The following is a 23,380-nucleotide window of genomic DNA, read 5'->3' on the forward strand; positions in this document are numbered from 1 at the left end:
AGCCGGGGCCCCCCCCCCACCCCGGGCTGGGGCGCGGGGGGGGGGCGCCCACCCCCCCCCCGGCCCCCCCCCCCGCCCCGCACGTCCCTTCGCTCACCAGGAGACGACGACCTTGTCGCCGTTGCGCACCTGCGCGAACAAGTCCGCGATCGCCGCCTCGTCCCGCACGTTGACGCAGCCGTGCGAGCCGCCCGCGTAACCCCGGGCCGCGAAGTCGTACGAGTAGTGCACCGCCTGGCCGCCGCTGAAGAACATCGCGTACGGCATGGGGGAGTGGTAGAGCGTCGACACGTGGTGGCGGGACTTCCAGTAGATGTGGAAAACACCCTCACGGGTCGGGGTGTACTGCGCCCCGAACCGCACCGACATCGTCGACACCGTACGTCCGTCGATCATCCAGCGCAGCGTCCGGCTGGTCTTGCTGATGCACAGCACCCGCCCGGTCAGGCACCGCGGATCGGGCGCGGCGGCCGGCTGACCGCCCATCAGGTACAGCTCCCACTTCCCCGGCCGGTGCGTCATCCGCACCAGCCGCCGCCAGGTCACGGCGTCGGTCTCACCCGTCCGCGGCAGCCCGCGCTTGCCCTGGAAGCCCTCGACGGCCTGGGCGGTGAGGTCGTCGTAGGTCCCCGTCGGCCCGTCGAAGAGCCAGGCGGCCTGGCGCAGCCGGGCCTGGAGCTCGCGGACGCCGGTGCCGGTGTCGCCGCGGGTGAAGACGATGTGCGGCGGAACGGTCTCCACGGCGGACGGCGTCGGGGTGGCAGCGGGGGCCGAGGCGGAGCCGGAGCGGTGCGGGAGGTCGATGTGGACGGGTGAGTGCCCCCTGCCGTCCCCGCCGTCCGGTGACCGCACGGTGCACCCGCACAGTACGGCCAGCACCGCCGGCACGGCGAGCACGGAGAGCGCGGCGGCCAGGATCCCTGAGTGCCCCGAGACCTTCATGCGAGGGATGCTTCCCCGCGTGACCGCCGCCGAACAAGGGGGCATGGTGGGAACTGACAGAGGTACCGGAACACAGACATGTCGCCGTACTGGCGTACGCACCGCGGAGGTCACCCACCATGGCCCGTGAGTCGGAGTCCGGACTGCCCATCGAACCGGTCTACGGGCCCGGGGACCTCGCGGGCTGGGACCCCGCCCGGAGTCTCGGCGACCCTGGGTCGTACCCCTACACCCGGGGCGTCTACCCGACGATGTACACCGGCCGCCCCTGGACCATGCGCCAGTACGCCGGCTTCGGGACCGCCGCGGAGTCCAACGCCCGCTACCGGCAGCTCATCGCGCACGGCACCACCGGCCTCTCCGTCGCCTTCGACCTGCCCACCCAGATGGGCCACGACTCCGACGCCCCCCTCGCGCACGGTGAGGTCGGCAAGGTGGGGGTGGCGATCGACTCGGTCGACGACATGCGGGTGCTGTTCGACTCGATCCCGCTGGACAGGGTGTCGACCTCGATGACGATCAACGCCCCGGCGGCCGTGCTGTTGCTGCTGTACCAACTGGTGGCGGAGGAACAGGGCGTACCGGCGGCCGCCCTGACCGGCACGATCCAGAACGACGTCCTGAAGGAGTACATCGCGCGGGGCACGTACATCTTCCCGCCCAAGCCGTCCCTCCGGCTGACCGCCGACATCTTCCGGTACTGCCGGACGGAGATCCCCCGCTGGAACACGATCTCCATCTCCGGCTACCACATGGCCGAGGCGGGGGCGTCTCCCGCGCAGGAGATCGCCTTCACGCTCGCCGACGGCATCGAGTACGTGCGCACGGCGATCGCGGCCGGCATGGACGTCGACGACTTCGCACCCCGCCTCTCCTTCTTCTTCGTGGCCCGTACGACGCTCCTGGAGGAGGTCGCCAAGTTCCGTGCGGCCCGCAGGATCTGGGCCCGGGTGATGCGGGAGGAGTTCGGCGCGGAGAACCCCAGGTCGCTGATGCTCCGCTTCCACACCCAGACGGCAGGCGTCCAGCTGACGGCCCAGCAGCCGGAGGTGAACCTGGTCCGGGTGGCGGTCCAGGCCCTCGGCGCGGTCCTCGGCGGCACCCAGTCGCTGCACACCAACTCCTTCGACGAGGCGATCGCGCTGCCGACGGACAGGAGCGCACGGCTGGCGCTGCGCACCCAGCAGGTGCTGGCCCACGAGACCGACGTCACGGCGACGGTGGACCCCTTCGCGGGTTCGTACGCCGTGGAGCGGATGACGGACGACGTGGAGGGGGCGGTCCTGGACCTGATGCGCCGGGTGGAGGACCTCGGCGGCGCGGTGGCGGCCATCGAGCACGGCTTCCAGAAGGCGGAGATCGAGCGGAACGCCTACCGCATCGCGCAGGAGACCGACGCGGGGGAGCGGGTGGTGGTCGGAGTCAACCGCTTCCGGCTGGACGAGGAGGAGCCGTACCAGCCGCTGCGGGTCGATCCGGCCATCGAGACCCGGCAGACCGAACGCCTCGCCCTGCTGCGCGCCGACCGCGACCGGACGGCCGTCGCCGCGGCCCTCACCGCCCTGCGCAAGGCGGCAGCGGGCGACGACAACGTCCTGCCGCCGATGAAGGAGGCGCTGCGGGCCCGCGCCACGGTCGGCGAGGTCTGCGACGCGCTGCGGGAGGTGTGGGGGACCTACGAGCCGGCGGACGCGTTCTGACCCGCGGGGGCGGTGGTGTCAGACCCACGTGCGAGACTTCCGCACATGTTCGGTGTCATCGATCTCCCCACCTACCTGGCAGGACTCGTCCTGATCGTCCTGCTGCCCGGCCCCAACTCCCTGTACGTGCTCTCCGTCGCCGCCCGGCAGGGGATCCGGGCGGGGTACACGGCCGCCGCCGGGGTGTGGTGCGGGGACACCGTCCTGATGACGCTGTCGGCGGCCGGGGTGGCCTCCCTGCTCAAGGCGAACGCCGTGCTGTTCGGGATCGTGAAGTACGCGGGCGCCGGGTACCTGACGTGGCTGGCCGTGGGCATGCTGCGGGCGGCCTGGGGGATGTGGCGGTCACGGCGGGAGCAGACGGCGGACCGGACTCCGGCGGCCACCGCCCCGGCGCACGAGCGGCCGTACCGCCGGGCCCTGGTGATCAGCCTCTTCAACCCCAAGGCGATCCTGTTCTTCGTCGCCTTCTTCGTCCAGTTCGTGGATCCGGGGTACGCCTATCCGGCCCTGTCCTTCGTGGTGCTCGGCGCGTTCGCGCAGCTGGCCAGTTTCCTGTACCTGAGCGCCCTGATATTCAGCGGGACGCGGCTGGCCGACGCGTTCCGTCGCCGCAGGCGGATGTCCGCGACGGCCACGTCGGCGGCCGGAGTGCTGTTCCTGGGATTCGCGGTCAAGCTGACGCTGGCCAGCGCCTGAGCACCGTGCTCACAGACGTTCGCTGAGCTGACCGGCGGCCCAGTCCGCCCACTCCGCCGAGGTCGTGGAGCCGCGCAGGCCGTATTCGAGGATCAGCCAGGCGCAGACCTGGACCGGGTCGCCGACCCATTCGGCGTTGTCCCGCACGGCTTCCAGCACGGCGAGGCGTTCGCGGTTGACGCGGGCGAAGTTCTCCAGGTACTCGACGCCTTCCTCGCGGCTGAGCGTCCACAGGAAGAAGACCCGGAGCAGGGCGGCGCTGCGGAAGGCGAGGTCGGTGCCGGGTTCGGTGAGCCAGCCGCGCAGTTCCGCGCGCCCGGCGTCGGTGATGCCGTACTCCCGGCGCTGGCGTGCGCCGGTCCCGGTGACCTCGATCAGTCCCTTCTCGCTGAGCTTCGCCAACTCGCCGTAGATCTGGCTCTTCTGGGCCGGCCACACGGCGGCCAGACCTGACTCGAACCGCTTGAGCAGGTCGTATCCACTGGCGGGCTGCTCGGCCAGGAGACCGAGTAGGGCGTGGGGCAAGCTCATGGCCCCACCCTACCCTTCCGGATTTCACCGGTCACGGGTGGACAGAGCAAGATCGACCGGTCATTCTTGGACCGTCCAATAGTGGACTCTCGGTCGCCCCGAAGGAGACACCGGTGAACTACGTCCGCGGTTTCGCGCCCTGGCTGTGTTACGCGGCCCTGAGCCCGGTCGACTGGCGACTGGGCACGAGCGCCGCCGCCCTGGCCGCGCTGTACCTGCTGGTCCTGCAGCTCCGAGACCGCACGGTCGACCTCCTCGGGGCGGCCACCTGCGGGTTCTTCGTGGTGATGGCCGGCGTCGCGCTGGCCGACCCAGCTGCCGCGCTCCAGCACTGGATCTGCGCCCTGGCGAACGCCACCCTGGCGACCACCGCCCTGGCCTCCCTCGCCGTCCGCCGCCCGTTCACCCTGGTCTTCGCGCGCGCCGAGGTGCCCCGGGAGTTCTGGGACTCCCCGCGGTTCCTCAGTGTCAACATGGTGCTGACCTCGATCTGGGCGGCGGGGTTCACCCTCGGCGCGCTGGCCTGCGCCGCCGTCGTCGGCTACGACCACTCCGCGACGGTGCCGCTGGTCACCGCCCAGATCCTGGCGTTCGTCCTGCCCTTCGCCGTCGGCGGCCGGTACGCGGCACGGGCCAGAGCCCGCGCCGCGCAGGCCCTGGCGTGACGGTCCACGCACGGCGCGCCGCGCACCGTGCACCGCGCACCGTCGCCGTCCGCCGTCCGCCGTCCGCCAAGCGCCGCGCGGCGTCCGGTGTCGGTTCGGGCTCCCGGCCTCAGGTCGCGTCGGCGTTCAGGGCGCCGGCGCGCGCTGCGTACGCGCGCAGCCCCTCGGTCGTCTCGCCGGCCCAGCCCACGTAGCCGTCCGGGCGGACCAGGAACACACCCGGGCCGTACGACCCCGGGGCCGGCAGGCCGCCGAGGCCGGCGACCGGTGCCGGGGCCAGCAGCGTCCAGTGCGGCCCGCCGAACGCGTCGAACATCCGGACCCCGTCGGCGTTCCGCCCGTCGGGCGCGCGGTCGCCCGCCCGCACCGGTCCCGGCTCGGCCCGGGTCTCCTCGGTCAGTGAGGACTCCCAGTAGCCGATGCCCAGCTGGATCGTCGCCTCACCCCGCCGTACCTCGCCGCGGTGGACGCTCGTGGAGAGGCCCAGCATGGCGGCCGCGTTCGGGCGCCGCTCCTCCTCGTAGGTGTCGAGGAGCGTCTCCGGCGCCCGGCCCGCGAGCACGGCCGCCAGCTTCCAGCCCAGGTTGTAGGCGTCCTGGACACTGGTGTTCAGGCCCTGGCCGCCGGCCGGCGAGTGCACATGGGCCGCGTCTCCGGCCAGGAAGACCCGGCCCACCCGGAACCGGTCGGCCAGCGCGGCACGGGGGCGGAAGTCGGAGGCCCAGCGCACCTCGGTGACGTCCGCCGCGTCCAGCCGGCTGTACGCCGCCACCAGTCGGCGCAGCCCCGCCAGGGACAGGTCGACCTCCGTGCCCTCGGGCAGCCGCGCGCCCAGCTGGAAGTCGTCGGTGCCGGCCAGCGGGCACAGCGCCACGCCGTGGCCGTCGTCGTCGAGGAAGGTGTGCCAGTGGTCGCGGTCCAGGCCGCGCACCCGCAGGTCGGCCACCAGGAACGCGCCCGGGTCGACCGACTCGCCGGTCATCCCGACGCCCACCGCGCGCCGCACGGTCGAACGCCCGCCGTCCGCCGCCACCACGTACCGTGCGCGAGCCGTCGTCCCGTCGGCGAAGCGGACCGTCACCCCCCGCTCGTCCTGGTCCAGGCCCGTCACGGCACGCCCGAACCCGACCCGGCCGCCCAGCTCCCGCAGCCGTGCGTACAGCACCTCCAGCGTGCGCCACTGGGCGACCATCAGCGGCTCGGTGTACGGGGTGCCCTCGTCCGCGGCCACCGCGTCGAACATCGGGCTGCTCTCGACCGGCTCGCCGTTCTTCCAGAACTGCCGGGGCGGGTAGGGGCCGCCGGCCGCGCGCATCGCGTCGAGCACGCCGAGGTCGGCGTAGACCTCCTGGGTGCGGGGCTGGATCCCCTTGCCGCGCGAGCCGGGGGACAGCCGCTCGCCCGCCTCCACGACCAGCGCGTCCACCCCGTGCCGGGCGAGGTCGATGCCGAGAGCGAGCCCGGCGGGCCCGGCGCCCACGACCAGAACGTCCATTGCATCCAGCGCATCCTGCGCATTCATCTCTTTTCCCCTTAACGCCGTTAAGTGCCGTCGGCGACAAGGCTGCCCTTAACGCTGTTAAGCTGTCAAGCGTGACTACGGAACGACGCGCCCCTCTCGACCGCCGCCGGGTCGCCGACACGGCCCTGCGCCTGCTGAACGAGTCCGGCCTCGAAGGGCTGACCCTGCGGGCCATCGCCAAGGAGCTGGACGTCAAGGCCCCGGCGCTCTACTGGCACTTCAAGGACAAGCAGGCGCTGCTCGACGAGATGGCGACGGAGATGTACCGCCGCATGGCCGCGGTCACCCGGCTCGACCCGGCCGCCGGCTGGCAGGACGTGCTGCGCACCACGAGCCGGGGGCTGCGCACGGCCCTGCTCGGCTACCGCGACGGCGCCCGGGTCTACAGCGGCGCGCGCTTCACGGGCATCGACCACGCCCCGGAGCAGGAGGCGTACCTGCGCGCCATGACCGAGGCCGGCTTCACCCTGGCGCAGGCGGCTCGGGCGGGCACGACGGTGTACGCCTACACCATCGGCTTCGTCATCGAGGAGCAGGGTGTGGAACCCGTCCCCGGGCACCGCCGGGAGGGCTACGACGTGGACGAACGGGCCCGCATGCTCGCCGACTTCCCGCTGTCGGCGGCGGCGGGCCGGGAGATCTTCACCGACTACGACAGCCACTTCGAGACCGGCCTGGAGATCGTCCTCGCGGGGATCGAGGCCCGGCGCGGCTGCTGACCGGCACAGAAAGATCCTGTTTTCGGGCGGTCGCGAGACCGCCCGAAAACAGGATCGCCGGGTCGGGTTCAGCGGGGGGCGTGTCCGTGCGGCGCCTCAGCCGCGAGCGGTGGCGGGGCCGGCCTTCAGCGCCGTTTTCAGTCGGCGCCCGAACGGCCGTTCCACATAGCGGTGGATCAGCCAGGCCAGGCCCAGCATGCCCAGCACCGTGACCGCCAGGGTGGGCCACGGCGGCAGCCCCCAGCCCCGGTGCAGCACCCGGATCACGAACCAGCCCAGGTGCTCGTGGACCAGGTAGAAGGGGTAGGTCAGCGCCCCGGCCGTGGTCAGCCAGGGCCAGGCCGCCCAGCGGGTCCAGCCCGCCGCCACCGCCGCGACCGCGGCGTACGCGAGGGTGACGACGACCATCACGACGTACGGGTCGCGGGGCGAGCCCGGGTGCCACAGGCCCTCGGTGGCCGTGCGCAGCCCGAGGATCCAGGAGAGCGCCACGATGCCCCAGGGCAGCAGGTGGTTGCCGAAGCGGTGGACGAGGTAGAGGGCGAGGCCGCCGACGAAGTACGGGGCGTACTGGGGCATCACGATCAGCTGGGCCCACGAACCGTCGCCGGCCGCGGTGGACAGGACGGCGGCCAGGGTCCACACCGCGCAGAACAGCACCACCCTGCGGTAGGTGACGCCCGGCAGGACGACGGCCAGCGCGAACAGGGCGTAGAAGCGGACCTCGACCCAGAGCGTCCAGCAGACGCCGAGCACCCGCGGGACGCCCAGGGGCTGTTGCAGCATGGTCAGGTTGACCAGGAACTCGTCGGGCCGCACGGCGTGCACGACGGCAGGCAGGACCAGGGACGCCCCGGTGACCAGCACCAGGGCGACCCAGTAGGCGGGGTAGAGGCGGGCGACGCGGGAGCGGAAGAAGTCGCCCAGCGAGCGGCCCCAACTGCTCATGCAGATCACGAAACCGCTGATGACGAAGAAGAACTCGACACCGAGGCAGCCGTAGACGGCCGCCCGGGACAGGGTCGGGAAGACGTGCTCGGGGTTCTGGTGCCAGGACGCGGAGACCACTCCGCCGCGTCCGGCGTAGTGGTAGAGGCAGACCATCAGGGCGGCGGCGAGCCGCAGTCCGTCGAGGGCGAGAAGTCGGGGGCGGGGGTGCCCGGACGGAGCCGGGACGACCGGGATCTTCGCAGGCGAGGGCGCCAGGGTGGGGGTCGCGAGAGACATGGTCCGAGACGCCTACCCGAGGCCGGCCCGTTAATCATCAGATCTGTGCGCCGCTCCCCGGGACGTGGGAGTCCCCATACCGTCACCTGGGGGAATCATAGGAAGTCCGCGGTGAACCTGCTAACCATTCTCTTACCCTTTGAGGTTCGTTAACCATACAGTCGTTTTGACTTCCTAGCTTCTCCATCCATCCCCCCGGTGCGGTTCACCTCACCACACACAGCCATGACACAAGCTTTGCTTGGCAAAATCAGGAGAGCTATGACGAGGGTCCAGAACAGGCGGACACCTGCGCGCGGAGGGGAGCTGGACGACTGCCTGCACGCCTGCGCCGTGCACAGCGGAAAGGTGGTCGGCAGCCTCGACCGCCGGCGCGCGGAACTGGCGGAGCAGCTGCGCAAGTTGCTGGTGGTGGTCGCCACGGAGGGCACCACCGCGCCCGCCCCCGCCTCGGCCGGCGGCGCGACGGCGCTCATCAAGCGCGCCGTCAAGGGCGCGGCGAGCCCCTCGGGCGGGATCAACAACGACCTGCTGGACGCTCTGCTCGCGGTCGCCAACAAGGCCCTGGAGTGCGGGTACCACGACGAGTTGAACCTCGCCCTGGTGATCAGCGACACCGTCCTCGCCCACCGCAGGAACTCCCGCGCCGGCTGGCGGCTGCGCGCCCGCATCCTGGAGGGCCTCGGCGAGGAGCGCGAGGCCGTCGAGGCCTACGAGCGCTACCTGGAACTCACCACCGACGACGGCTTCGGTGTGGCCAACCGCATCTCCGGCATGCGCCGCGCCGCCGAACGCGAAGGCGAACTGCTCGATCTCCTCAAGCGGCAGGTGCCCGCGGCCACGGACCACGTCCGGGGGCCCGCCACCGCCACCTGGGCCGAGGGCCTCGCCCTGCACGGCGCCGGGGACTGGCGGGCCGCCGAGCCTCGCCTGGTCGGCGCGCTGCTCGCCCTCGCCGAGGACGAGGCGCCGGTCAACGACCGCCAGGAGCTGCTCAGCCAGTACCTGGACCTGCGCCTGGCCGAGGGCAACGACGCCGGCCTCGCCGAGGCCGTCGCGCTCTACGCCGAGCAGCGCCGGGTCCGGATGCGCGGCCCGGTCGCCGACCCGACCGTCGGCGGCGTGCAGTGGATCAGCCTCGGCGAGTTCCGCAACCAGATCGCCGGCAAGTCGGTCTGCCTGATCGCCAACTCGGGCCGGGTGGGCGCGAGCGGCATCGGCAAGCAGATCGACGACTACGACCTGGTCGTACGCTTCAACTCGTACAAGATCGACCCGCAGCACACCGGTGAGCGCACCGACATCCACGTCAGCATCCACAAGCACGCCTTCAACTGGGAGAAGCCGGTGACCACCCGGCTGGTCTTCGGCGGCGTCTCGGGCGACTGGAAGCACTCGCTGCGCAACAAGCTGGTGCCCGGCGCCCAGACGTACCTCGGCGACGAGTCGCTGCGCTGGCCGATGCGCAACATCGGGCAGATCGGCACCGACACCTGGTCGGGCATCCCGACCTCCGGGTTCAACATGCTCTGGCTGCTGGACTTCCTGGACGTCAGCCCGACCCTGGACCTGATCGGCTTCGACTTCTACGAGAGCGGCGCCTACCGCGTGCCGGAGGCCATGAAGCTGGCCATCACCTCCGTGCACGAATACACCAGTGAGAAGGATTGGGTCATGCAGCGGGCCCAGAGCGTGACCGACATGAGGATCTCCCTGCGATGACGACCACCTTCACCTCGGCGATACCGAACACCGACGCCAGCGCCCTCACCAAGAAGCGCCGGATCGCGTTCGCGTCCTACGTGGACGAGAACTACCTGCCCGGCTTCCTGGTCCTGCTGCGCAGCCTCGCCCTGTCCAACCCGGGTGTCTGCGAGGACTTCGTCGTGCTCTACGACGACCTGCGCCCGGCCTCCATCGCCAGGATCCGCGCCCTGCACCCGCGCATCGTGCTGCAGCGGGTCAACGACACGCACTACGACTCGTACGTCAAGGGCGACCAGGACAACTACCTGGTCCGCAAGGCGTACTTCATCCTCGACATCTTCCGGCTGCGCGACTACGACACGATCATCACCCTGGACACCGACATGGTCGTCCTCGGTGGTCTCGGCGAGCTCCTGGAGCTGCGCGAGGGCCTCGCGGCCGTCCCGCAGTTCTTCTACGGGCAGCACAAGCTGAACTCCGGTCTCCTGGTGATCCAGAAGGAGTACCTGTCCGACGAGTTCTGCGCGAAGATCGACAAGACCGGCCGCAGCGGCGAGTACGAACTGGACAAGCACGACCAGGGCATCCTCAACGCCGTCCTGGACGGCGACTTCGTCCGCCTCGACGCCAAGTACAACTTCGTCAAGCGGCGGCTCTCCGGCGACCTCCCGGTCCCGGAGGACACCAAGATCCTGCACTTCACCGGGCGCCACAAGCCCTGGCAGGGCGGTGAGGCCGGATACGCACAGGCCGAGGAGCGCTGGCGCGCGTTCGAGATGACCGACGCCGAGTTCCACGCGGCCTACTTCGCCTCCTCCGGCGGCCTCCACCACGACCTGGTCGTCCACTTCGGCACCCCGCACGTCAAGCGCACCGGTGACGTCGAGATCGCCCGCAAGGTGGCCGCCGCGCACATCGGGGCCGGCGACTACCAGGACGCCGTCGACGTCCTGAGCAGCGTCCACATCCCGCTGGACGAGGCCTGGCCGCACGAGGTGCTCGGCCACGCCCTGATGAGCGTCTCCCGCTACGAGGAGGCCAGGACCCAGCTGCTGCTCGCCACCGCCGCCCCCAACCGGGCCGCCACCGCCTTCGCGCGGCTCGCCCAGATCGCCTGGGTGCACGGCGACAACACCGAGGCCCTGCGGTACGCCACCGCCGGCCTCACCGTCGACCCCACCCACCGCTCCAGCCGCCTGTGGGCCCAGCGCGCCGCAGCCGTCCCCTCCCAGGAGCAGGGCAGTGCCGAGGACCAGCTGGCGCACGTGGCCTTCTACATGGACCGGCAGGGCAACGCGGGCGACAAGCTGCTCCCGGAGACCGTCCGGCTCGGCTTCGGCCCGGACGCGACCTCCCGGCGCTGGCACTCCGTGCACGCCCACCGCTACTTCGACAAGGCCGCCCTGGAGCGCGTCAACGCCCGCCGGGGCCTGGTCATCGGCGGCGGCGGGCTGTTCATCCCGGACACCATGCCCAACGGCAACAGCGCCTGGCAGTGGAACGTCCCGGACGAGCACCTGCGCGCCATCGACGTCCCGATCATGATCTACGCGGTCGGCTTCAACGCCTTCGACGGGCAGTCCTACCGCGCCCAGCGGTTCAACGAGAGCCTGCGTCTGCTGGTCGAGAAGTCCTCCTTCTTCGGCCTGCGCAACCACGGCTCCATCGCCAAGGTCCGCGGCATGCTCCCGCCGGAGCTCCAGGACAAGGTCGTCTTCCAGCCCTGTCCCACCACCGTCATGCGCCGGCTGGTGGCCGGCTGGACCGACCCGGCGTACCGCGAGGACACGGTGCTGCTCAACGCGGCCTACGACCGCGCGGGGCTGCGCTTCGGCCACGACTACGGCCACTTCCTCGCCCAGATGGCCAAGGCCGTCCGCAGGATCGGCGAGCACACCGAGGTCCGGTGCGTCGCGCACTCCCTCGACGACGAGAAGATCGCCTTCGACCTGCGCCGCGAGCACGGCATCTCGCTGCCGGTGATCCCGATGTACGACTTCTCCAACGACGAGATCCGCGAGACGTACGCCAAGACCCGCCTGGTCATCGGCATGCGCGGGCACGCCGGCATGATCCCGTTCGGGGTCGGCACGCCCATCGTCTCGCTGATCTCGCACCCGAAGATGGCGTACTTCCTGAACGACATCGAGCGGCCCGAGTGGGGCGTCTCGGTGCACGAGAAGAACCTCGGCGACATCCTCACCGAGCGCGCGATCGGCATCCTCGACAACCACAGCCGCACTGTCGCCGACGTACACGACCGACAGGAACAACTCTGGAAGGTCACCCAGGAGAACCAGGCCACGATCAGGAAGATCCTGGGCCGGTGACGCCGAAGGGGCGGGTCCCCTCGATCGGGACCCGCCCCTGATCGGCGGCGCAGCCGCCGCACTGGGGGCGCGAGGAACTGCGCGACCAGCCACGACGGCGCGGCAGACGAGTGACGGCAGACGCGCCGCTCCCGGCGAAGCGCCTAGCGACGAACACCCCGCCGCAGGCTGCGTGCCTTGCGGGCCACCCGCCGCACCGTCGCGTTGCGCGGCAGGAACGCGAGCTGCGCCGGCACCCCGCCGGGCAGCGCCAGCGAGGTCAGCCGCTTGCGCTTGAAATAACGGATGGTGGTGTCGTTCAGATGCTTCGCCAGGTACCGCACGGCCTCCGCGCGCAGCTGCGGATAGATCTTCGGCTGCATGGCGAAGCCCACCGCGCGGACCAGCTCGCCGAGCGCCTCGACGCTCATCCGCGGCCGCTGCGCCTCGACCGCCTTGCGGTCGGTCAGGTCGGGCACCAGGGCGTCGACGATGGTGACCGGGACGCGGTTGCTGTTCTCGTACGGGGTGAGCCGGTCGAGCAGGGTGTCGGTGCCGACGCGGGCGGTCGGCAGGCCGTACAGCGCGGACGCGGTGAGCAGCGCGGTGGAGAAGCAGCCGACGACCAGGGCCGGACGCATCCGCTGGTAGAGCACCTCGGCGAGGACGGCGGTGTCCAGGACCGTGAGGTCGGCCTTGAGCTTCTCGGCCTCCTGCTCCAGGGTCCGGGCGAACCGGGCCGGCGCGGAGGGGTGCGGCTTGAACACGACCCTGGTGCGGCCGAGTGCGACGGCGCCGCGCAACATCCGGACGTGCAGGTCCTCCTCCTGCTCCGGGGTGAGGATCTCCAGCGCCGAGAGGTACTGGCCCAGCAGCAGGGCCGGCTCCTCGATCTCGGGCAACTCGTCGCCGCTGGGAGCGAGTTCGGCCAGCACCTTGGTGAACGCCGCGGTCGGCACGGTCTCGCTCTCGACGCCGAACTCGGTGAGCAGCATCGGCTTCAGGCCCGGCACCAGGTCGAGGTGGAGGACCCGGTCGACGCGGGTGCCGACCAGCGGGTCGATCTTGTTGCGGGTCGGGCCGTAGCTCATCAGGCCGTCGGCGTAGACCGTGACCGGGGCGCCGGTGAAGATCTGGGTGAGGCTGAGCGAGGGGTTCACCTGGATCGACTCGACGGCGAACTCGACGTCGTCGTCGCCCAGCCGCCACTCGTGGCGCAGGAAGCGTTCCCACAGGGGCATGTCGTCGACGCGCGGGGCCCAGCCGCCCGGGTGGAACGGGGAGATCGTCTCGTTGTACGAGATCACGTCGTCGAAGCGGTCGCGCAGCCGCTCGAAGCCGGGCGCCTCGTCCAGGCCCGGGGTGGTCTCGGGGGTCGCCGCGTTGTTGCAGACCAGCAGGATGCGCCGGTCGGCCGGGCGGAAGGCGCCGGAGTCCAGGGCGGCGGCGAGGGTGGCCGTGCCGTAGAGGGTGGACGCCTGGAAGATCTGGGTGGTCACGCGGCGGCTCCCGCGGGGGCGGGACGGCGGCGCAGCCGGCGCAGCTTGGTGGCGCGCTGGAGGTCCATGGAGTCCAGGGCCTCGTCCAGCACGTCCTGCGGCATGCGCCGCAGGGCAGCGGCACTCATGGATTTCAGCTTCTTCGCCACCGCGGGCTCGAACCTTTCGATGGATCCCAGGTGATGGGAAATGATGGCGCAATACGTGCGGACGGCCTTCGGCAGGAGTTCCTTCGCGTCGGCGTCCTGTGCCGTTTCCTCGATCACCTGGTCGAACGCGCGAATGAAATCGAGCTGACGGACGTCGCCGATCTGTGTGAGTGACGAGGCTACGCCACGCCGGTAGAAGACGCCGAGCAGGTTCACCGCGGCGAAGGACTCGGCCTCCCGGTGCAGTTTCCAGATCCACGGCCGGTCCTCGGCCGTGCGCAGTCCGTCCGTGAAATGCACGAGCCCCTTGTCCACCAGGCGTCGGTGGTAGACGCCCGCCCAGGCGTAGGCGTAGTCCACGGAGGTGGACCGGTCGGCGGGCAGGATGGCGTCGCGCGGGTTCGTCACCACGTTGCGGCGGCCGACCGGCACCCGGTGCACGACCCGGGCGCGCCCGGTGCACTGGACGTGGTCGGTGCGGACGAAGTCGCAGCCCAGTGACTCGATCGCGTCGACCAGCTGCGGGTAGTAGCCCGGTGCCAGCCAGTCGTCGCCGTCCAGGAAGGTGACGTACTCGCCGCGCGCTTTGTCGATGCCGGTGTTGCGCGCGGTGGCCAGCCCCCCGTTCCGCTCGTGTCTGACATGGACCGCGCCTTGGAGCTCGCGCTCTGCTCGCGCGAGAATCTCTGGTGTCCCGTCGGACGAGCAGTCGTCGACGAGAATGAATTCGAAGTCCTCACGCGCGTTCGCACGCAGGCTCCTCAGGGTGTCGGGCGCGTATTGCTGCACGTTGTAGAACGGCACGATGACGGAGAGCTTGACCACGTGGAGGACGTTAGGCGGGCGCCCGCGATCCGTCTTGACCGCTGTCTTGATTCCAGGTGAACGACGCGTGGCGAAGCTGTGAACCAGGGCTTTTTGCTCTGCAATCCCGGGCTGATTCGCCATTCGGCGACGTGTTGTTAACCTTTTGTTGGATTCGGGTTCGGGAGATTCTCGGAATGGCTTCCTAGCGTCTTCGGTGTGCCAGTAAGTGCAACGAAGTCCCTGCGGGTGGCCGTCCTGGCGGATTCCGACACCCGGTGGAAGTGGGGAGCGCTCACCGCGAAGCGCCTGATCCCCGATGAAACCGGCAGTCCGGACGTCCGGCTCGACGGCTATCTCCTGCGGGGCCGTGCCACCCCCACCGCCCGCCAGCTCCAGGAGGTCGGCGTCCACGCGGACTCGCTCCGCGAAGTGACGGCCGTCGAGTTCCTCAGAGAGATGGACCAGCAGTCGTACGACATCCTCGTCCTCTCCCTCGTCGGCGGCGGGACGCAGGCCATGCTGCACGGGCTGCGCAGCACCTGGGCCGGCCGGGAGAAGCGGCCCGTCGTCGTCACCGGCTACGTCGGCGTCGTCTACGAGAAGCTGGCCGACGGTCTGCTGCTGCGGCACGGCGCGGACCTCGTCCTCGCCAACTCCCGCCAGGACGCCGAGCGGTTCCGGGCGGTGTACGACGGGGTCGGCGCCGACTCCTCGTCGGTGACCGAGGTCGCGCTGCCCTTCCTCGGCGGTGAGCCGTACGAAGGTGAACACGACCCCTACACCGTGGTGTTCGCCGCCCAGCCCTCGGTCCCGGAGAGCCGCAAGGACCGTGCCTACCTGCTCGACCGGCTGATCCAGCACGCCCGCCGGCACCCCGAGCGGGAGGTGCTGCTCAAGCTGCGCTCCAAGCCCGGCGAGCACACCACCCACATCGAGGAACTGCCGTACCAGAAGCTGGTCCAGGGCAAGGACGTGCCCGCCAACTTCCGCCTCGTCTACGGCCACATGGGCGAGGTGCTCGACCGCACCGACCTCCTGGTCACGATGAGCTCGACGGCCGCCCTGGAGTCCCTGCACCGCCGGATCCCCACCGTGGTCCTCACCGACCTCGGCATCCGCGAGGCGCTCGGCAACCACCACTTCGTCGGCTCCGGCTGCCTCGCCTCCTGGGACCAGCTCGACGCCGGACACCGCCCGGCGCCCGACGCCGAGTGGGTCTCCCGGCAGGGCGTCGCCGCCGACGGAAGCTACGCCACCGCCTTCGACGCGGCCCGCGAACGCATCGCGAAGCTGCTGGCACGGCCCGGCGGGCTGCCGCCCCTGAACCCGTACTACACACCCGAGACCGCGTCCGGTTACCTGCCCGGCATCCTGGCCCGCCACCACCTCGGCCCCGACGGCGTCCCGCTCCCGGGCGCGCCCGCCGCCGACCGGGCCCCGGGCCCCGTCCGCCAGATCGTGCGCCGGGCCGCCCGCGGCGCCTACCGCCACGGCGTCCAGCGGGTGGCTCCCGTGATCCGACGAATGGGAGAGCTGTGAGCGACCGGATCCCCCGCCAAGCGTCAGTTGCCGAAGGAACAGAGCCGATGTCCCACCCCGAAGCGGCCGTAGTGCCCCGCGTCCTCGCCGTGATCCCCGCCCGGGGCGGCTCCAAGGGCGTGCCCGCGAAGAACCTCGCCCCGGTCGGCGGCGTCCCACTGGTCGCCCGCGCGGTCCGCGAGTGCGTCGCCTCCCGCCTGGTCACCGACGTGGTCGTCTCCACCGACGACCAGGCGATCGCCGCCGCCGCCCGCTCGGCCGGCGCCGAGGTCGTGCTGCGCCCCGCCGCCATCGCCGGTGACACCGCCACCTCCGAGGCCGCCGTCCTGCATGCCATGGACGCCCACGAGGCGCTGCACGGCGCCTCGGTCGACGTGGTCCTCCTCGTGCAGTGCACCAGCCCGTTCATTGTCCGCGAGGACCTCGACGGGGTGGCCGCCGCCGTCGTCGAGAACGGCGCCGACACCGCCCTGACCGTGGCCACCTTCCATGGTTTCGTCTGGCGCGACGAGGTGCACGCCCCGGTGCCGGTGGGCGCCGACCAGGCCTCGGCCAGTGGCGGCTTCGGGGTCAACCACGACAAGTCGTTCCGCCCGCGCCGGCAGGACCGACCCCAGGACTTCCTGGAGACCGGCGCCGCCTACGCGATGCGCGCCGACGGCTTCCGCGAGCACCAGCACCGCTTCTTCGGCCACACCGAGCTGGTGCGCACCGACCCCGCGCGCGTGCTGGAGATCGACGACCCGCACGACCTCGCGCGCGCCCGCGCCCTGGCCCCGCTCTTCGACGCGGACCGCCCCGGCGCGCTGCCGACCGCCGACGACGTCGACGCGGTCGTACTGGACTTCGACGGCACCCAGACCGACGACCGGGTGCTGATCGACGCCGATGGAAAGGAGTTCGTCTCCGTGCACCGCGGCGACGGGCTCGGCATCGCCGCCCTGCGAAAGAGCGGGCTGAAGATGCTGATCCTCTCCACGGAGCAGAACCCGGTCGTCGCCGCCCGTGCCCGGAAGCTGAAGATCCCGGTCCTGCACGGCATCGACCGCAAGGACCTCGCACTCAAGCAGTGGTGCGAGGAGCAGGGCATCGCTCCCGAGCGCGTGCTCTACGTCGGAAACGACGTCAATGACCTCCCGTGCTTCGCCGTAGCCGGCTGGCCCGTGGCGGTCGCGAGCGCCCACGACGTCGTACGCGGCGCCGCACGCGCGGTCACCACCCTGCCCGGTGGCGACGGCGCGATCCGAGAGATCGCCAGCTGGATCCTCGGCCCCTCTCTCGATTCCCTCCCGAAGTAAGGACACCCCACAGTCATGAGCAACTCCCGCCTGCGCCAGTTCGGTTCCCGTGAGGTCGGTCCCGGCAAGCCCGTCTACATCTGCGGCGAGATCGGCATCAACCACAACGGTGAGCTGGAGAACGCCTTCAAGCTGATCGACGTCGCCGCCGAGGCCGGCTGTGACGCCGTCAAGTTCCAGAAGCGCACCCCGGAGATCTGCACCCCGCGCGACCAGTGGGACATCGAGCGCGACACCCCCTGGGGCCGCATGACCTACATCGACTACCGCCACCGCGTGGAGTTCGGTGAGGACGAGTACCGTCAGATCGACGAGTACTGCAGGACCAGGGGCATCGACTGGTTCGCCTCCCCGTGGGACACCGAGGCCGTCGCCTTCCTGGAGAAGTTCGACGTCCCCGCCCACAAGGTGGCCTCCGCCTCCCTCACGGACGACGAGCTGCTGAAGGCGCTGCGCGCCACCGGCCGCGCGATCATCCTCTCCACGGGCATGTCGACGCCGAAGCAGATCCGCCACGCGGTCGAGGTCCTGGGCTCCGAGAACATCCTCATCTGCCACGCCACCTCGACCTACCCGGCCAAGGCCGAGGAGCTGAACCTCCGCGTGATCAACACGCTGGAGAAGGAGTACCCGAACGTGCCGATCGGCTACTCCGGCCACGAGACCGGTCTGCAGACCACCCTCGCCGCCGTCGCCCTCGGCGCCACCTTCGTCGAGCGTCACATCACCCTCGACCGCGCCATGTGGGGCTCCGACCAGGCGGCCTCCGTGGAGCCGCAGGGCCTTCAGCGCCTGGTCCGCGACATCCGCATCATCTCCGAGTCCCTCGGCGACGGCGTCAAGAAGGTCTACGACTCCGAGCTCGGCCCGATGAAGAAGCTGCGCCGCGTCAGCGGCGTCGTCGCCGAGGCGGAGATCGCCGCGGCCGCCGGCGAGCCGGTCCAGGTCTGAGTCCGAGCCTGATTGATGTGTTACGACGACGGGACGGTCGTACGTCGATGAGCCCCCGCGCCGGGAAGCCCGGCCCCCACACCCTCGCCTTCGTCGAGAGTCCGGTGCAGCTGCTGAACGTGCTGGAGTGGGCGCACGTCCACGCCGTGAGCGGCTCGGCGGAGCCGCTGCCGACCGTACCCAGCCAGGTACGGCGCCCGGCACCCGGCATATCTGCACCCGGCGCGGAACTCACGATCGTCGTCCTGTCCCCGACGGACCCCATGACCCGGGGCCAGCTGCGCCGCATGGCGGACCTGGCCCGGGACGAGGGACACCGGGTCCGCTGGGAGGAAGCACGGGGCGGCACCGCCGCCCCCTTCCAGACGATCGGCGGCCTGGCGGGCTCGCTCCGCCGGGCCGACCGCGTCGTCATGGGAGACCCGTTCTCCCGCTACGTCCAACTGCTCCTCACCATCACCCGCGCCCGCGACCTGGTCGTGGTCGACGACGGCACGGCCACGATGGAGTTCGTCGCCCAGCTGGCGCGCGGCGAACGCCTGGTCCGCTGGCACCGCAAGGGCGGCCGGCCCGGCGCCCGGGACCTGCTCTTCGCGCCGGTCTCCTCCTCCGCCCGCCGCCGCCTCACCCCGAGCGCCCAGCGCCGGGTGGAGGTCTTTTCCTCCATGCCGATGACGGAGACGCCGACCGGGGTGACGGTCACCGCGAACGACTTCGGCTGGACCCGGGCCCGCTTCGGGCCGCCGCGCATCACCAAGGGCGCCGACATGGTCGGCACCTCCCTGGTGGAGACGGGCGTCGTCGACGGCGACCGCTACCTGGAGGCCGTCCAGACCCTGGCCAAGGCGCACGGCGCGACCCGCTACTTCGCGCACCGCCGCGAGAGCACCGAGAAACTCCACCGCCTGGCCGCCGAGACGGGCCTGGAGATAGTCCGCCCGGACCTCCCGCTGGAACTCATCGCCCGCCGCGGCCCCATCGGCCGGACCATCCTCAGCTTCCCCTCGACGGTCGTGCACACCCTGCCCCTCGCCCTGGTCGGCACGGGCGTCCGCGTCGCCGTCTGCGACATCGACCCGACGTGGCTGACCCAGAACGCGTCGCCCAGGGCCCAGGGCTTCCTCTCCGGCGTCACCGGAACGGCGAAGGACGTCCACCGCCTGGCAGCGGTGACGAGCCCGGCCCAGCCCCTCCTCACGCCACCCTGATCACGGCCTTGCCGCGGGCGTGCCCCTGCTCCGGGTGCCGGACGCCCGCGGCCGTGCCGGCCGGTCCGTCCGCAACCGCGGGGGAGGACCGGCCGCGGCGCTCCGCAGCAGCGGGCCGGGGCGGGCGTTCAACGCGCAGTGGAAGTGACCTGACCCCGGCTGTGCGGGCGTCGTACCCGTGAGCGAGTCCCGCCCGCGTCCTTCAGGGCCTCGACGAAGGAGACGAAGGACGCGGGCGGAAAGGTGAGGGTGCCGGCGGTGGGGTCCTTGGAGTCGCGGACGGATATGCGGGTGGGGGAGTTCGCTATCTCTACGCAGGAGTCGCCGTCGCCGGGTCCGGAGTACGACGACTTCCGCCAGGTGTCCATGGGGGTGCCTCACAGCTCTTTCGTCAGCTTGCGGATGAAGTCACGTGAGCGCTCGGGGGCGAGCGACGCGGCCTCCACCTTATGAAAGAGCGTTCGAAAGGCGCCCAGCTGAGCCTCGGAATCGATGAAGGCGGCGCCGTGCGGGCCGTCGCGCACGACGGTGTCCAGCTTCGGCACGGCGCCTCCCGCGTAGGTCATGGCGCTCGCGGCGCTGGTGAACCCCTCCAAGCGGAAGGGGATGACGCGGACGGTGACGTGTTTCGCCTCCGACGACTCCACGACATGGGCAAGTTGAGTCCGTGCGGTCTTGCGGTCGCTGACCATGATGCGCAGCGCGGCTTCGTGGATGACCGCCTCGTACGGGGTGTGCGCCAGGGTTGCCGCACGACGCATCCGATGCCGGACCCGCAAATCGATCTCCTCGACCGGGAGTTCCGGAACGCGGTCGGAGAAGACGGCACGCGCGTAGTCGGCTGTCTGAAGGGGACCGGGGATGAACAGGAACTGGACCTCCTGCAGGAACGTGGCGTGGTGCTCAAGCTCGGCGAGGTTGAGGAACGGTGTCGGCAGCAGTCCCCGGTACTCCTCCCACCAGCCCTTGGTGCGGTCGGTCGCCATGGTCACCAGGGCGTCGATCAACTCGGCGTCCGTGCAGGAGTAGTTCGTCGCGAGGCGGCGTAGCCGCTTCTCGCTCACGCCCGCGATGCCGGACTCGATCTGGCTGATGACCGGAGCGGTGACCCCGAGCAGAGCTGCTGCCTCCCGTGCCGTGAGCCCTGCCGCGTCTCGGAGCCTGCGCAGCTCGACCGCCAGTCGCAACTGGCGCGCTGTCGGTTCGCTCCTCAGTGCCATCGACTGCCCTCCCAAAGCGCTTGAGCGCGTGGCTCGTTCGGCGTCACTTTACGGGAGCGGCTTGCGATGCATAAACAATTAGCCCTACCGTCGGTGACGCAATGCACACGCTGCGGAAGTGCACCGCATCGTTCTCGTGCGGCGATGCCACCGTGCGTGAAATCCCCTTCAGCCGAGCGGAGTTGATGACGCATGTCCGAAGCCTGGGACTACACGCTCTCCATCCCCAACGATCTGAGAGCGGTGACGATCTGCCGTCGCACCCTGCGTCTGGTCCTGACGATGCACGGGTTGATCGGCCTCGCCGACACTGCGGAGCTGCTTGCCGCGGAGTTGGTCTCCAATGCCGTACGGCACACGAAGGGGCCGGCCGCGCTGAGGGTGCGGCGTTCCCCGGAGGGCGTCGTGTGGATCGGGGCGTGGGATGCGGATCCCGTGCCTCCCGAGCCGCCGCGGTCGTTGGGAGTGGTGACGGAGTTCGACGAGGCGGGGCGGGGGCTGGGGCTGGTGGTGGCGTGTGCGGACTGCTGGGGCTGGCAGCCGTCGTCCCGGTTCGGGGAGCGCGGCAAGTACGTGTGGTGCACCTTGGGGGTGGCGTGATGGTGGGGTCGACGCATGAGGCGTTGCACCGGATCTTCCAGAAGGATCCGACGTTGCTGACGAAGGCGTTACAGCGGGTGCTGGAGGTCCCGTTTCCGGAGCCGCGGGAGATCGCGGCGATGAACGTGGACCTGACGGAGATCGAGCCGGTCGAGCGCCGGGTGGACACGTTGCTGCGGGCGGAGACGGACGAGGGGACGTACCTCCTGGCCGTCGAGTCGCAGGGGAAGCCGGACGAGCGGAAGCGGGGGAGCTGGCCGTATTACCTGGCCTTCCTGTACGAGAAGTACCGGTGCGAGCCGGTACTGATCGTGACGACGCAGAGCAGTGCGACGGCGAAGTGGGCGGCGCAGCCGATCCAGCTCGGCTTGCGAGGGCGGGAGTCGCTGACGGTGCGGCCGCTGGTGCTGGGGCCGGACAACGTTCCGTTGATCGCGGATGAGCGGGAGGCGGTACGGGACGTACCCCTTGCGGTGCTTTCGGCCATGACACATGGGCGGGGCAGGCAGGCCCCGGCCATACTGGAATCGCTGGCAGCCGCCCTGAAGACCATCGACCGCGACAGTGCCGCGGTCTTCGTGCAGTTCGTCGATTCATGCCTGGTCGATCCCCAGGCGAAGCAGATGTGGAGGGACCTGATGACGGCGATCCAGTACTTCTGGCGGCACCCGCTGGCGGAGCAGGTGCGCGAGGAAGGCCGGGAGCAGGGGCGGATTCAGGAGCGTGCCGAGATGGTGCTGCGGGTTCTGGAATGGCGTGGTGTCCCGGTGAGCGACCCGGTGCGTGAGCGGGTGAACGCCTGTGCCGATCTCGACCAGCTCGACATCTGGGCTCAGCGTGCGGTGCACGTCACCGACGCCGCGGAGCTGTTCGTTGAGGAGTGAACGTCCGTGCCGCCCTCGGGCTGTGGCAGGTGTCCGTCGGCCAGGCCTGGGAAGTCGGGGGTAAACAGCCTGCCTGGGCAGGGGCGTGGTGTGGATGGAGGGTGGCCTCAGGTGCGTACCGTCGGAGTGGAGGAAGAGCTTCTGCTCGTCGACCCGGGGACGGGTGAGCCGCAGGCATCGGCCGCGGCCGTGCTGGCGCGGGCCTCGTTGGCCGATCCGGCACAGGACGTGTTCGAGAAGGAGCTCTACGGGCAGATGCTGGAGTTCGCCACCCATCCGCAGTCGGACATGGCGGAGCTGGGCGAGGAGATCGTCCGGTGTCGCAAGGAGGCCGCCCGGCTCGCCGGGGAGCTCGGGTCGGCCGTGGTCGCGCTCGCCACCTCGCCGCTGCCGGTCAGCCCCTCCGTCAGCGTGAACCGGCGCTACCAGTGGATGGCCGAGCACTACGGCATCGCCACCCGGGAGCAGCTGGTGTGCGGGTGCCATGTGCACGTTGCCGTGGAGTCCGAGGACGAGGGGGTCGGGGTCCTGGACCGGATCCGGCCCTGGCTGCCGGTGCTCACCGCGATCAGCGCCAACTCCCCCTTCTGGCAGGGCAACGAAACCGGCTATGCCAGTTACCGCAGCCGGGTGTGGACGCGCTGGCCGTCCGCCGGTCCGACGGAGCTGTTCGGCACTCCCGAGCGCTACCACCGGCTGGTGGCGGACATGGTGGACACCGGCGTCATCCTGGACGAGGGGATGGCCTACTTCGACGCCCGGCTGGCCCGGCGCTATCCGACCGTGGAGATCCGGGTCGCGGACGTCTGCCTGCGCGCGGGGACCGCCGTCCTCGTGGCCACCCTCGCCCGCGCGCTGGTGGAGACGGCCGCCCGGGAGTGGCGGGCCGGGCGGGAGCCGGTCGACCACGGGGTGGCGCTGCACCGGCTGGCCGCCTGGCGGGCCGCGAGGTCGGGACTCGACGGGGAGCTGCTGGATCCCGGCACCCTGCGTCCCCGGGCGGCGAACGCCGTGCTGGAGTCACTGCTCGCGCACACCCGGGACGCGCTCGTCGGCAGTGGTGACCTCGCGGCCGTGGAGGAGGCCGTGGAGCGGCTGCTGGAGCGCGGCAACGGGGCGGACGAGCAGCGGGCGCTGCTGGCGGAGACCGGCAGCCTGCGGGACGTCGTCACGGAGTGTGTGCGCCGCACCCAGGAGTGACGCC

General features: G+C 70.9%; 21 protein-coding genes. 13 read left to right on the forward strand and 8 right to left on the reverse strand.

From position 1 onward, the window contains the following. Nucleotides 1–93: 93 nt before the first annotated feature. Nucleotides 94–942 carry a L,D-transpeptidase family protein gene (locus tag AB0M11_RS24560; RefSeq protein ID WP_365708914.1) on the reverse strand — a complete coding sequence of 283 codons (849 nt, stop codon included), beginning with the start codon at nt 940–942 and terminating at the stop codon, nt 94–96. A gap of 119 nt (nt 943–1,061) precedes the next feature. Between AB0M11_RS24560 and AB0M11_RS24565 the strand changes: the two genes are divergently transcribed. Beyond that, nucleotides 1,062–2,642, forward strand: coding sequence for a methylmalonyl-CoA mutase family protein (locus AB0M11_RS24565; protein ID WP_365708916.1), 1,581 nt, complete (start codon nt 1,062–1,064; stop codon nt 2,640–2,642). A 45-nt stretch (nt 2,643–2,687) separates the two neighbouring features. Beyond that, a complete protein-coding gene (gene leuE, locus AB0M11_RS24570) occupies nt 2,688–3,341 on the forward strand; it encodes a leucine efflux protein LeuE (RefSeq protein ID WP_365708918.1) in 654 nt (217 codons plus the stop codon). A 9-nt stretch (nt 3,342–3,350) separates the two neighbouring features. On the opposite strand, the gene AB0M11_RS24575 is transcribed toward leuE, so the two are convergent. Beyond that, nucleotides 3,351–3,872, reverse strand: coding sequence for a PadR family transcriptional regulator (locus tag AB0M11_RS24575; RefSeq protein ID WP_365708920.1), 522 nt, complete (start codon nt 3,870–3,872; stop codon nt 3,351–3,353). A 113-nt stretch (nt 3,873–3,985) separates the two neighbouring features. On the opposite strand from AB0M11_RS24575, the gene AB0M11_RS24580 reads away from it, so the two are divergent. Then, nucleotides 3,986–4,537, forward strand: coding sequence for a hypothetical protein (locus tag AB0M11_RS24580; protein WP_365708922.1), 552 nt, complete (start codon nt 3,986–3,988; stop codon nt 4,535–4,537). Nucleotides 4,538–4,646: 109 nt separating this feature from the next. On the opposite strand, the gene AB0M11_RS24585 is transcribed toward AB0M11_RS24580, so the two are convergent. Next, complete coding sequence (locus AB0M11_RS24585; protein WP_365708924.1) at nt 4,647–6,059, reverse strand: FAD-dependent monooxygenase; 1,413 nt, start codon at nt 6,057–6,059, stop codon at nt 4,647–4,649. A gap of 71 nt (nt 6,060–6,130) precedes the next feature. Between AB0M11_RS24585 and AB0M11_RS24590 the strand changes: the two genes are divergently transcribed. Next, nucleotides 6,131–6,778, forward strand: coding sequence for a TetR/AcrR family transcriptional regulator C-terminal domain-containing protein (locus AB0M11_RS24590; protein WP_365708926.1), 648 nt, complete (start codon nt 6,131–6,133; stop codon nt 6,776–6,778). A 96-nt stretch (nt 6,779–6,874) separates the two neighbouring features. Here AB0M11_RS24590 and AB0M11_RS24595 read toward each other — a convergent pair whose 3' ends face one another. Next, on the reverse strand, nt 6,875–8,005 hold the full coding sequence (locus tag AB0M11_RS24595; RefSeq protein WP_365708928.1) for an acyltransferase: 1,131 nt from the start codon (nt 8,003–8,005) through the stop codon (nt 6,875–6,877). Between the two features lie 261 nt (nt 8,006–8,266). On the opposite strand from AB0M11_RS24595, the gene AB0M11_RS24600 reads away from it, so the two are divergent. Both AB0M11_RS24600 and AB0M11_RS24605 read left to right on the forward strand, forming a co-directional pair. Continuing rightward, entirely contained in the window at nt 8,267–9,727 is a 1,461-nt protein-coding gene (locus AB0M11_RS24600) for a glycosyltransferase family 29 protein (protein WP_365708930.1), read from the forward strand. Then, nucleotides 9,724–12,042, forward strand: coding sequence for a glycosyltransferase (locus AB0M11_RS24605; protein ID WP_365708932.1), 2,319 nt, complete (start codon nt 9,724–9,726; stop codon nt 12,040–12,042). Before AB0M11_RS24600 ends, AB0M11_RS24605 begins: the two co-directional genes overlap by 4 nt. Before the next feature lie 143 nt (nt 12,043–12,185). On the opposite strand, the gene AB0M11_RS24610 is transcribed toward AB0M11_RS24605, so the two are convergent. Together AB0M11_RS24610 and AB0M11_RS24615 are read right to left on the reverse strand one after the other, a co-directional pair. Then, nucleotides 12,186–13,520 (reverse strand): alpha-2,8-polysialyltransferase family protein, encoded by a 1,335-nt coding sequence (locus AB0M11_RS24610; RefSeq protein WP_365708934.1) that lies wholly within the window; start codon nt 13,518–13,520, stop codon nt 12,186–12,188. After that, nucleotides 13,517–14,494 (reverse strand): glycosyltransferase family 2 protein, encoded by a 978-nt coding sequence (locus tag AB0M11_RS24615; RefSeq protein ID WP_365709012.1) that lies wholly within the window; start codon nt 14,492–14,494, stop codon nt 13,517–13,519. The genes AB0M11_RS24610 and AB0M11_RS24615 overlap by 4 nt, the downstream gene beginning before the upstream one ends. A gap of 198 nt (nt 14,495–14,692) precedes the next feature. Between AB0M11_RS24615 and AB0M11_RS24620 the strand changes: the two genes are divergently transcribed. From AB0M11_RS24620 to AB0M11_RS24635, 4 genes are read left to right on the forward strand one after another with little or no spacing between them, the layout of a single operon-like run. Then, the gene (locus tag AB0M11_RS24620) at nt 14,693–16,015 is read left to right on the forward strand and encodes a DUF6716 putative glycosyltransferase (protein ID WP_365708936.1); all 1,323 of its coding nucleotides are present in this window, start codon (nt 14,693–14,695) and stop codon (nt 16,013–16,015) included. 47 nt (nt 16,016–16,062) lie between these two features. Beyond that, nucleotides 16,063–17,313 carry an N-acylneuraminate cytidylyltransferase gene (locus AB0M11_RS24625; RefSeq protein WP_365708938.1) on the forward strand — a complete coding sequence of 417 codons (1,251 nt, stop codon included), beginning with the start codon at nt 16,063–16,065 and terminating at the stop codon, nt 17,311–17,313. A gap of 15 nt (nt 17,314–17,328) precedes the next feature. Beyond that, entirely contained in the window at nt 17,329–18,264 is a 936-nt protein-coding gene (locus AB0M11_RS24630) for an N-acetylneuraminate synthase family protein (protein WP_365708940.1), read from the forward strand. Nucleotides 18,265–18,311: 47 nt separating this feature from the next. After that, nucleotides 18,312–19,472, forward strand: coding sequence for a hypothetical protein (locus tag AB0M11_RS24635; RefSeq protein ID WP_365708942.1), 1,161 nt, complete (start codon nt 18,312–18,314; stop codon nt 19,470–19,472). 128 nt (nt 19,473–19,600) lie between these two features. On the opposite strand, the gene AB0M11_RS24640 is transcribed toward AB0M11_RS24635, so the two are convergent. Further along, on the reverse strand, nt 19,601–19,840 hold the full coding sequence (locus tag AB0M11_RS24640; protein ID WP_365708944.1) for a DUF397 domain-containing protein: 240 nt from the start codon (nt 19,838–19,840) through the stop codon (nt 19,601–19,603). Nucleotides 19,841–19,849: 9 nt separating this feature from the next. Next, the gene (locus AB0M11_RS24645) at nt 19,850–20,692 is read right to left on the reverse strand and encodes a helix-turn-helix transcriptional regulator (RefSeq protein WP_365708946.1); all 843 of its coding nucleotides are present in this window, start codon (nt 20,690–20,692) and stop codon (nt 19,850–19,852) included. Between the two features lie 192 nt (nt 20,693–20,884). Here AB0M11_RS24645 and AB0M11_RS24650 point away from each other — a divergent pair, with 192 nt between their 5' ends. The 3 genes from AB0M11_RS24650 (at nt 20,885) to AB0M11_RS24660 (ending at nt 23,376) form a co-directional block, all read left to right on the forward strand. Further along, nucleotides 20,885–21,292, forward strand: a complete 408-nt coding sequence (locus tag AB0M11_RS24650; protein ID WP_365708948.1) for an ATP-binding protein — start codon at nt 20,885–20,887, stop codon at nt 21,290–21,292. After that, complete coding sequence (locus tag AB0M11_RS24655; RefSeq protein ID WP_365709014.1) at nt 21,292–22,176, forward strand: hypothetical protein; 885 nt, start codon at nt 21,292–21,294, stop codon at nt 22,174–22,176. Before AB0M11_RS24650 ends, AB0M11_RS24655 begins: the two co-directional genes overlap by 1 nt. A gap of 111 nt (nt 22,177–22,287) precedes the next feature. Then, nucleotides 22,288–23,376, forward strand: coding sequence for a glutamate--cysteine ligase (locus tag AB0M11_RS24660; RefSeq protein ID WP_365708950.1), 1,089 nt, complete (start codon nt 22,288–22,290; stop codon nt 23,374–23,376). Nucleotides 23,377–23,380: the final 4 nt, after the last annotated feature.

This window comes from Streptomyces sp. NPDC051987, assembly GCF_040680735.1.
Lineage (GTDB): Bacteria > Actinomycetota > Actinomycetes > Streptomycetales > Streptomycetaceae > Streptomyces.

Coding starts and splice junctions, on each gene's coding strand:
- AB0M11_RS24560 (WP_365708914.1), bottom strand. CDS start 942: ATGAAGGTCTCGGGGCACTCAGGGATCCTGGCCGCCGCGCTCTCCGTG.
- AB0M11_RS24565 (WP_365708916.1), top strand. CDS start 1,062: ATGGCCCGTGAGTCGGAGTCCGGACTGCCCATCGAACCGGTCTACGGG.
- leuE (WP_365708918.1), top strand. CDS start 2,688: ATGTTCGGTGTCATCGATCTCCCCACCTACCTGGCAGGACTCGTCCTG.
- AB0M11_RS24575 (WP_365708920.1), bottom strand. CDS start 3,872: ATGAGCTTGCCCCACGCCCTACTCGGTCTCCTGGCCGAGCAGCCCGCC.
- AB0M11_RS24585 (WP_365708924.1), bottom strand. CDS start 6,059: ATGAATGCGCAGGATGCGCTGGATGCAATGGACGTTCTGGTCGTGGGC.
- AB0M11_RS24595 (WP_365708928.1), bottom strand. CDS start 8,005: ATGTCTCTCGCGACCCCCACCCTGGCGCCCTCGCCTGCGAAGATCCCG.
- AB0M11_RS24600 (WP_365708930.1), top strand. CDS start 8,267: ATGACGAGGGTCCAGAACAGGCGGACACCTGCGCGCGGAGGGGAGCTG.
- AB0M11_RS24605 (WP_365708932.1), top strand. CDS start 9,724: ATGACGACCACCTTCACCTCGGCGATACCGAACACCGACGCCAGCGCC.
- AB0M11_RS24625 (WP_365708938.1), top strand. CDS start 16,063: ATGTCCCACCCCGAAGCGGCCGTAGTGCCCCGCGTCCTCGCCGTGATC.
- AB0M11_RS24630 (WP_365708940.1), top strand. CDS start 17,329: ATGAGCAACTCCCGCCTGCGCCAGTTCGGTTCCCGTGAGGTCGGTCCC.
- AB0M11_RS24635 (WP_365708942.1), top strand. CDS start 18,312: ATGAGCCCCCGCGCCGGGAAGCCCGGCCCCCACACCCTCGCCTTCGTC.
- AB0M11_RS24640 (WP_365708944.1), bottom strand. CDS start 19,840: ATGGACACCTGGCGGAAGTCGTCGTACTCCGGACCCGGCGACGGCGAC.
- AB0M11_RS24645 (WP_365708946.1), bottom strand. CDS start 20,692: ATGGCACTGAGGAGCGAACCGACAGCGCGCCAGTTGCGACTGGCGGTC.
- AB0M11_RS24650 (WP_365708948.1), top strand. CDS start 20,885: ATGTCCGAAGCCTGGGACTACACGCTCTCCATCCCCAACGATCTGAGA.
- AB0M11_RS24655 (WP_365709014.1), top strand. CDS start 21,292: ATGGTGGGGTCGACGCATGAGGCGTTGCACCGGATCTTCCAGAAGGAT.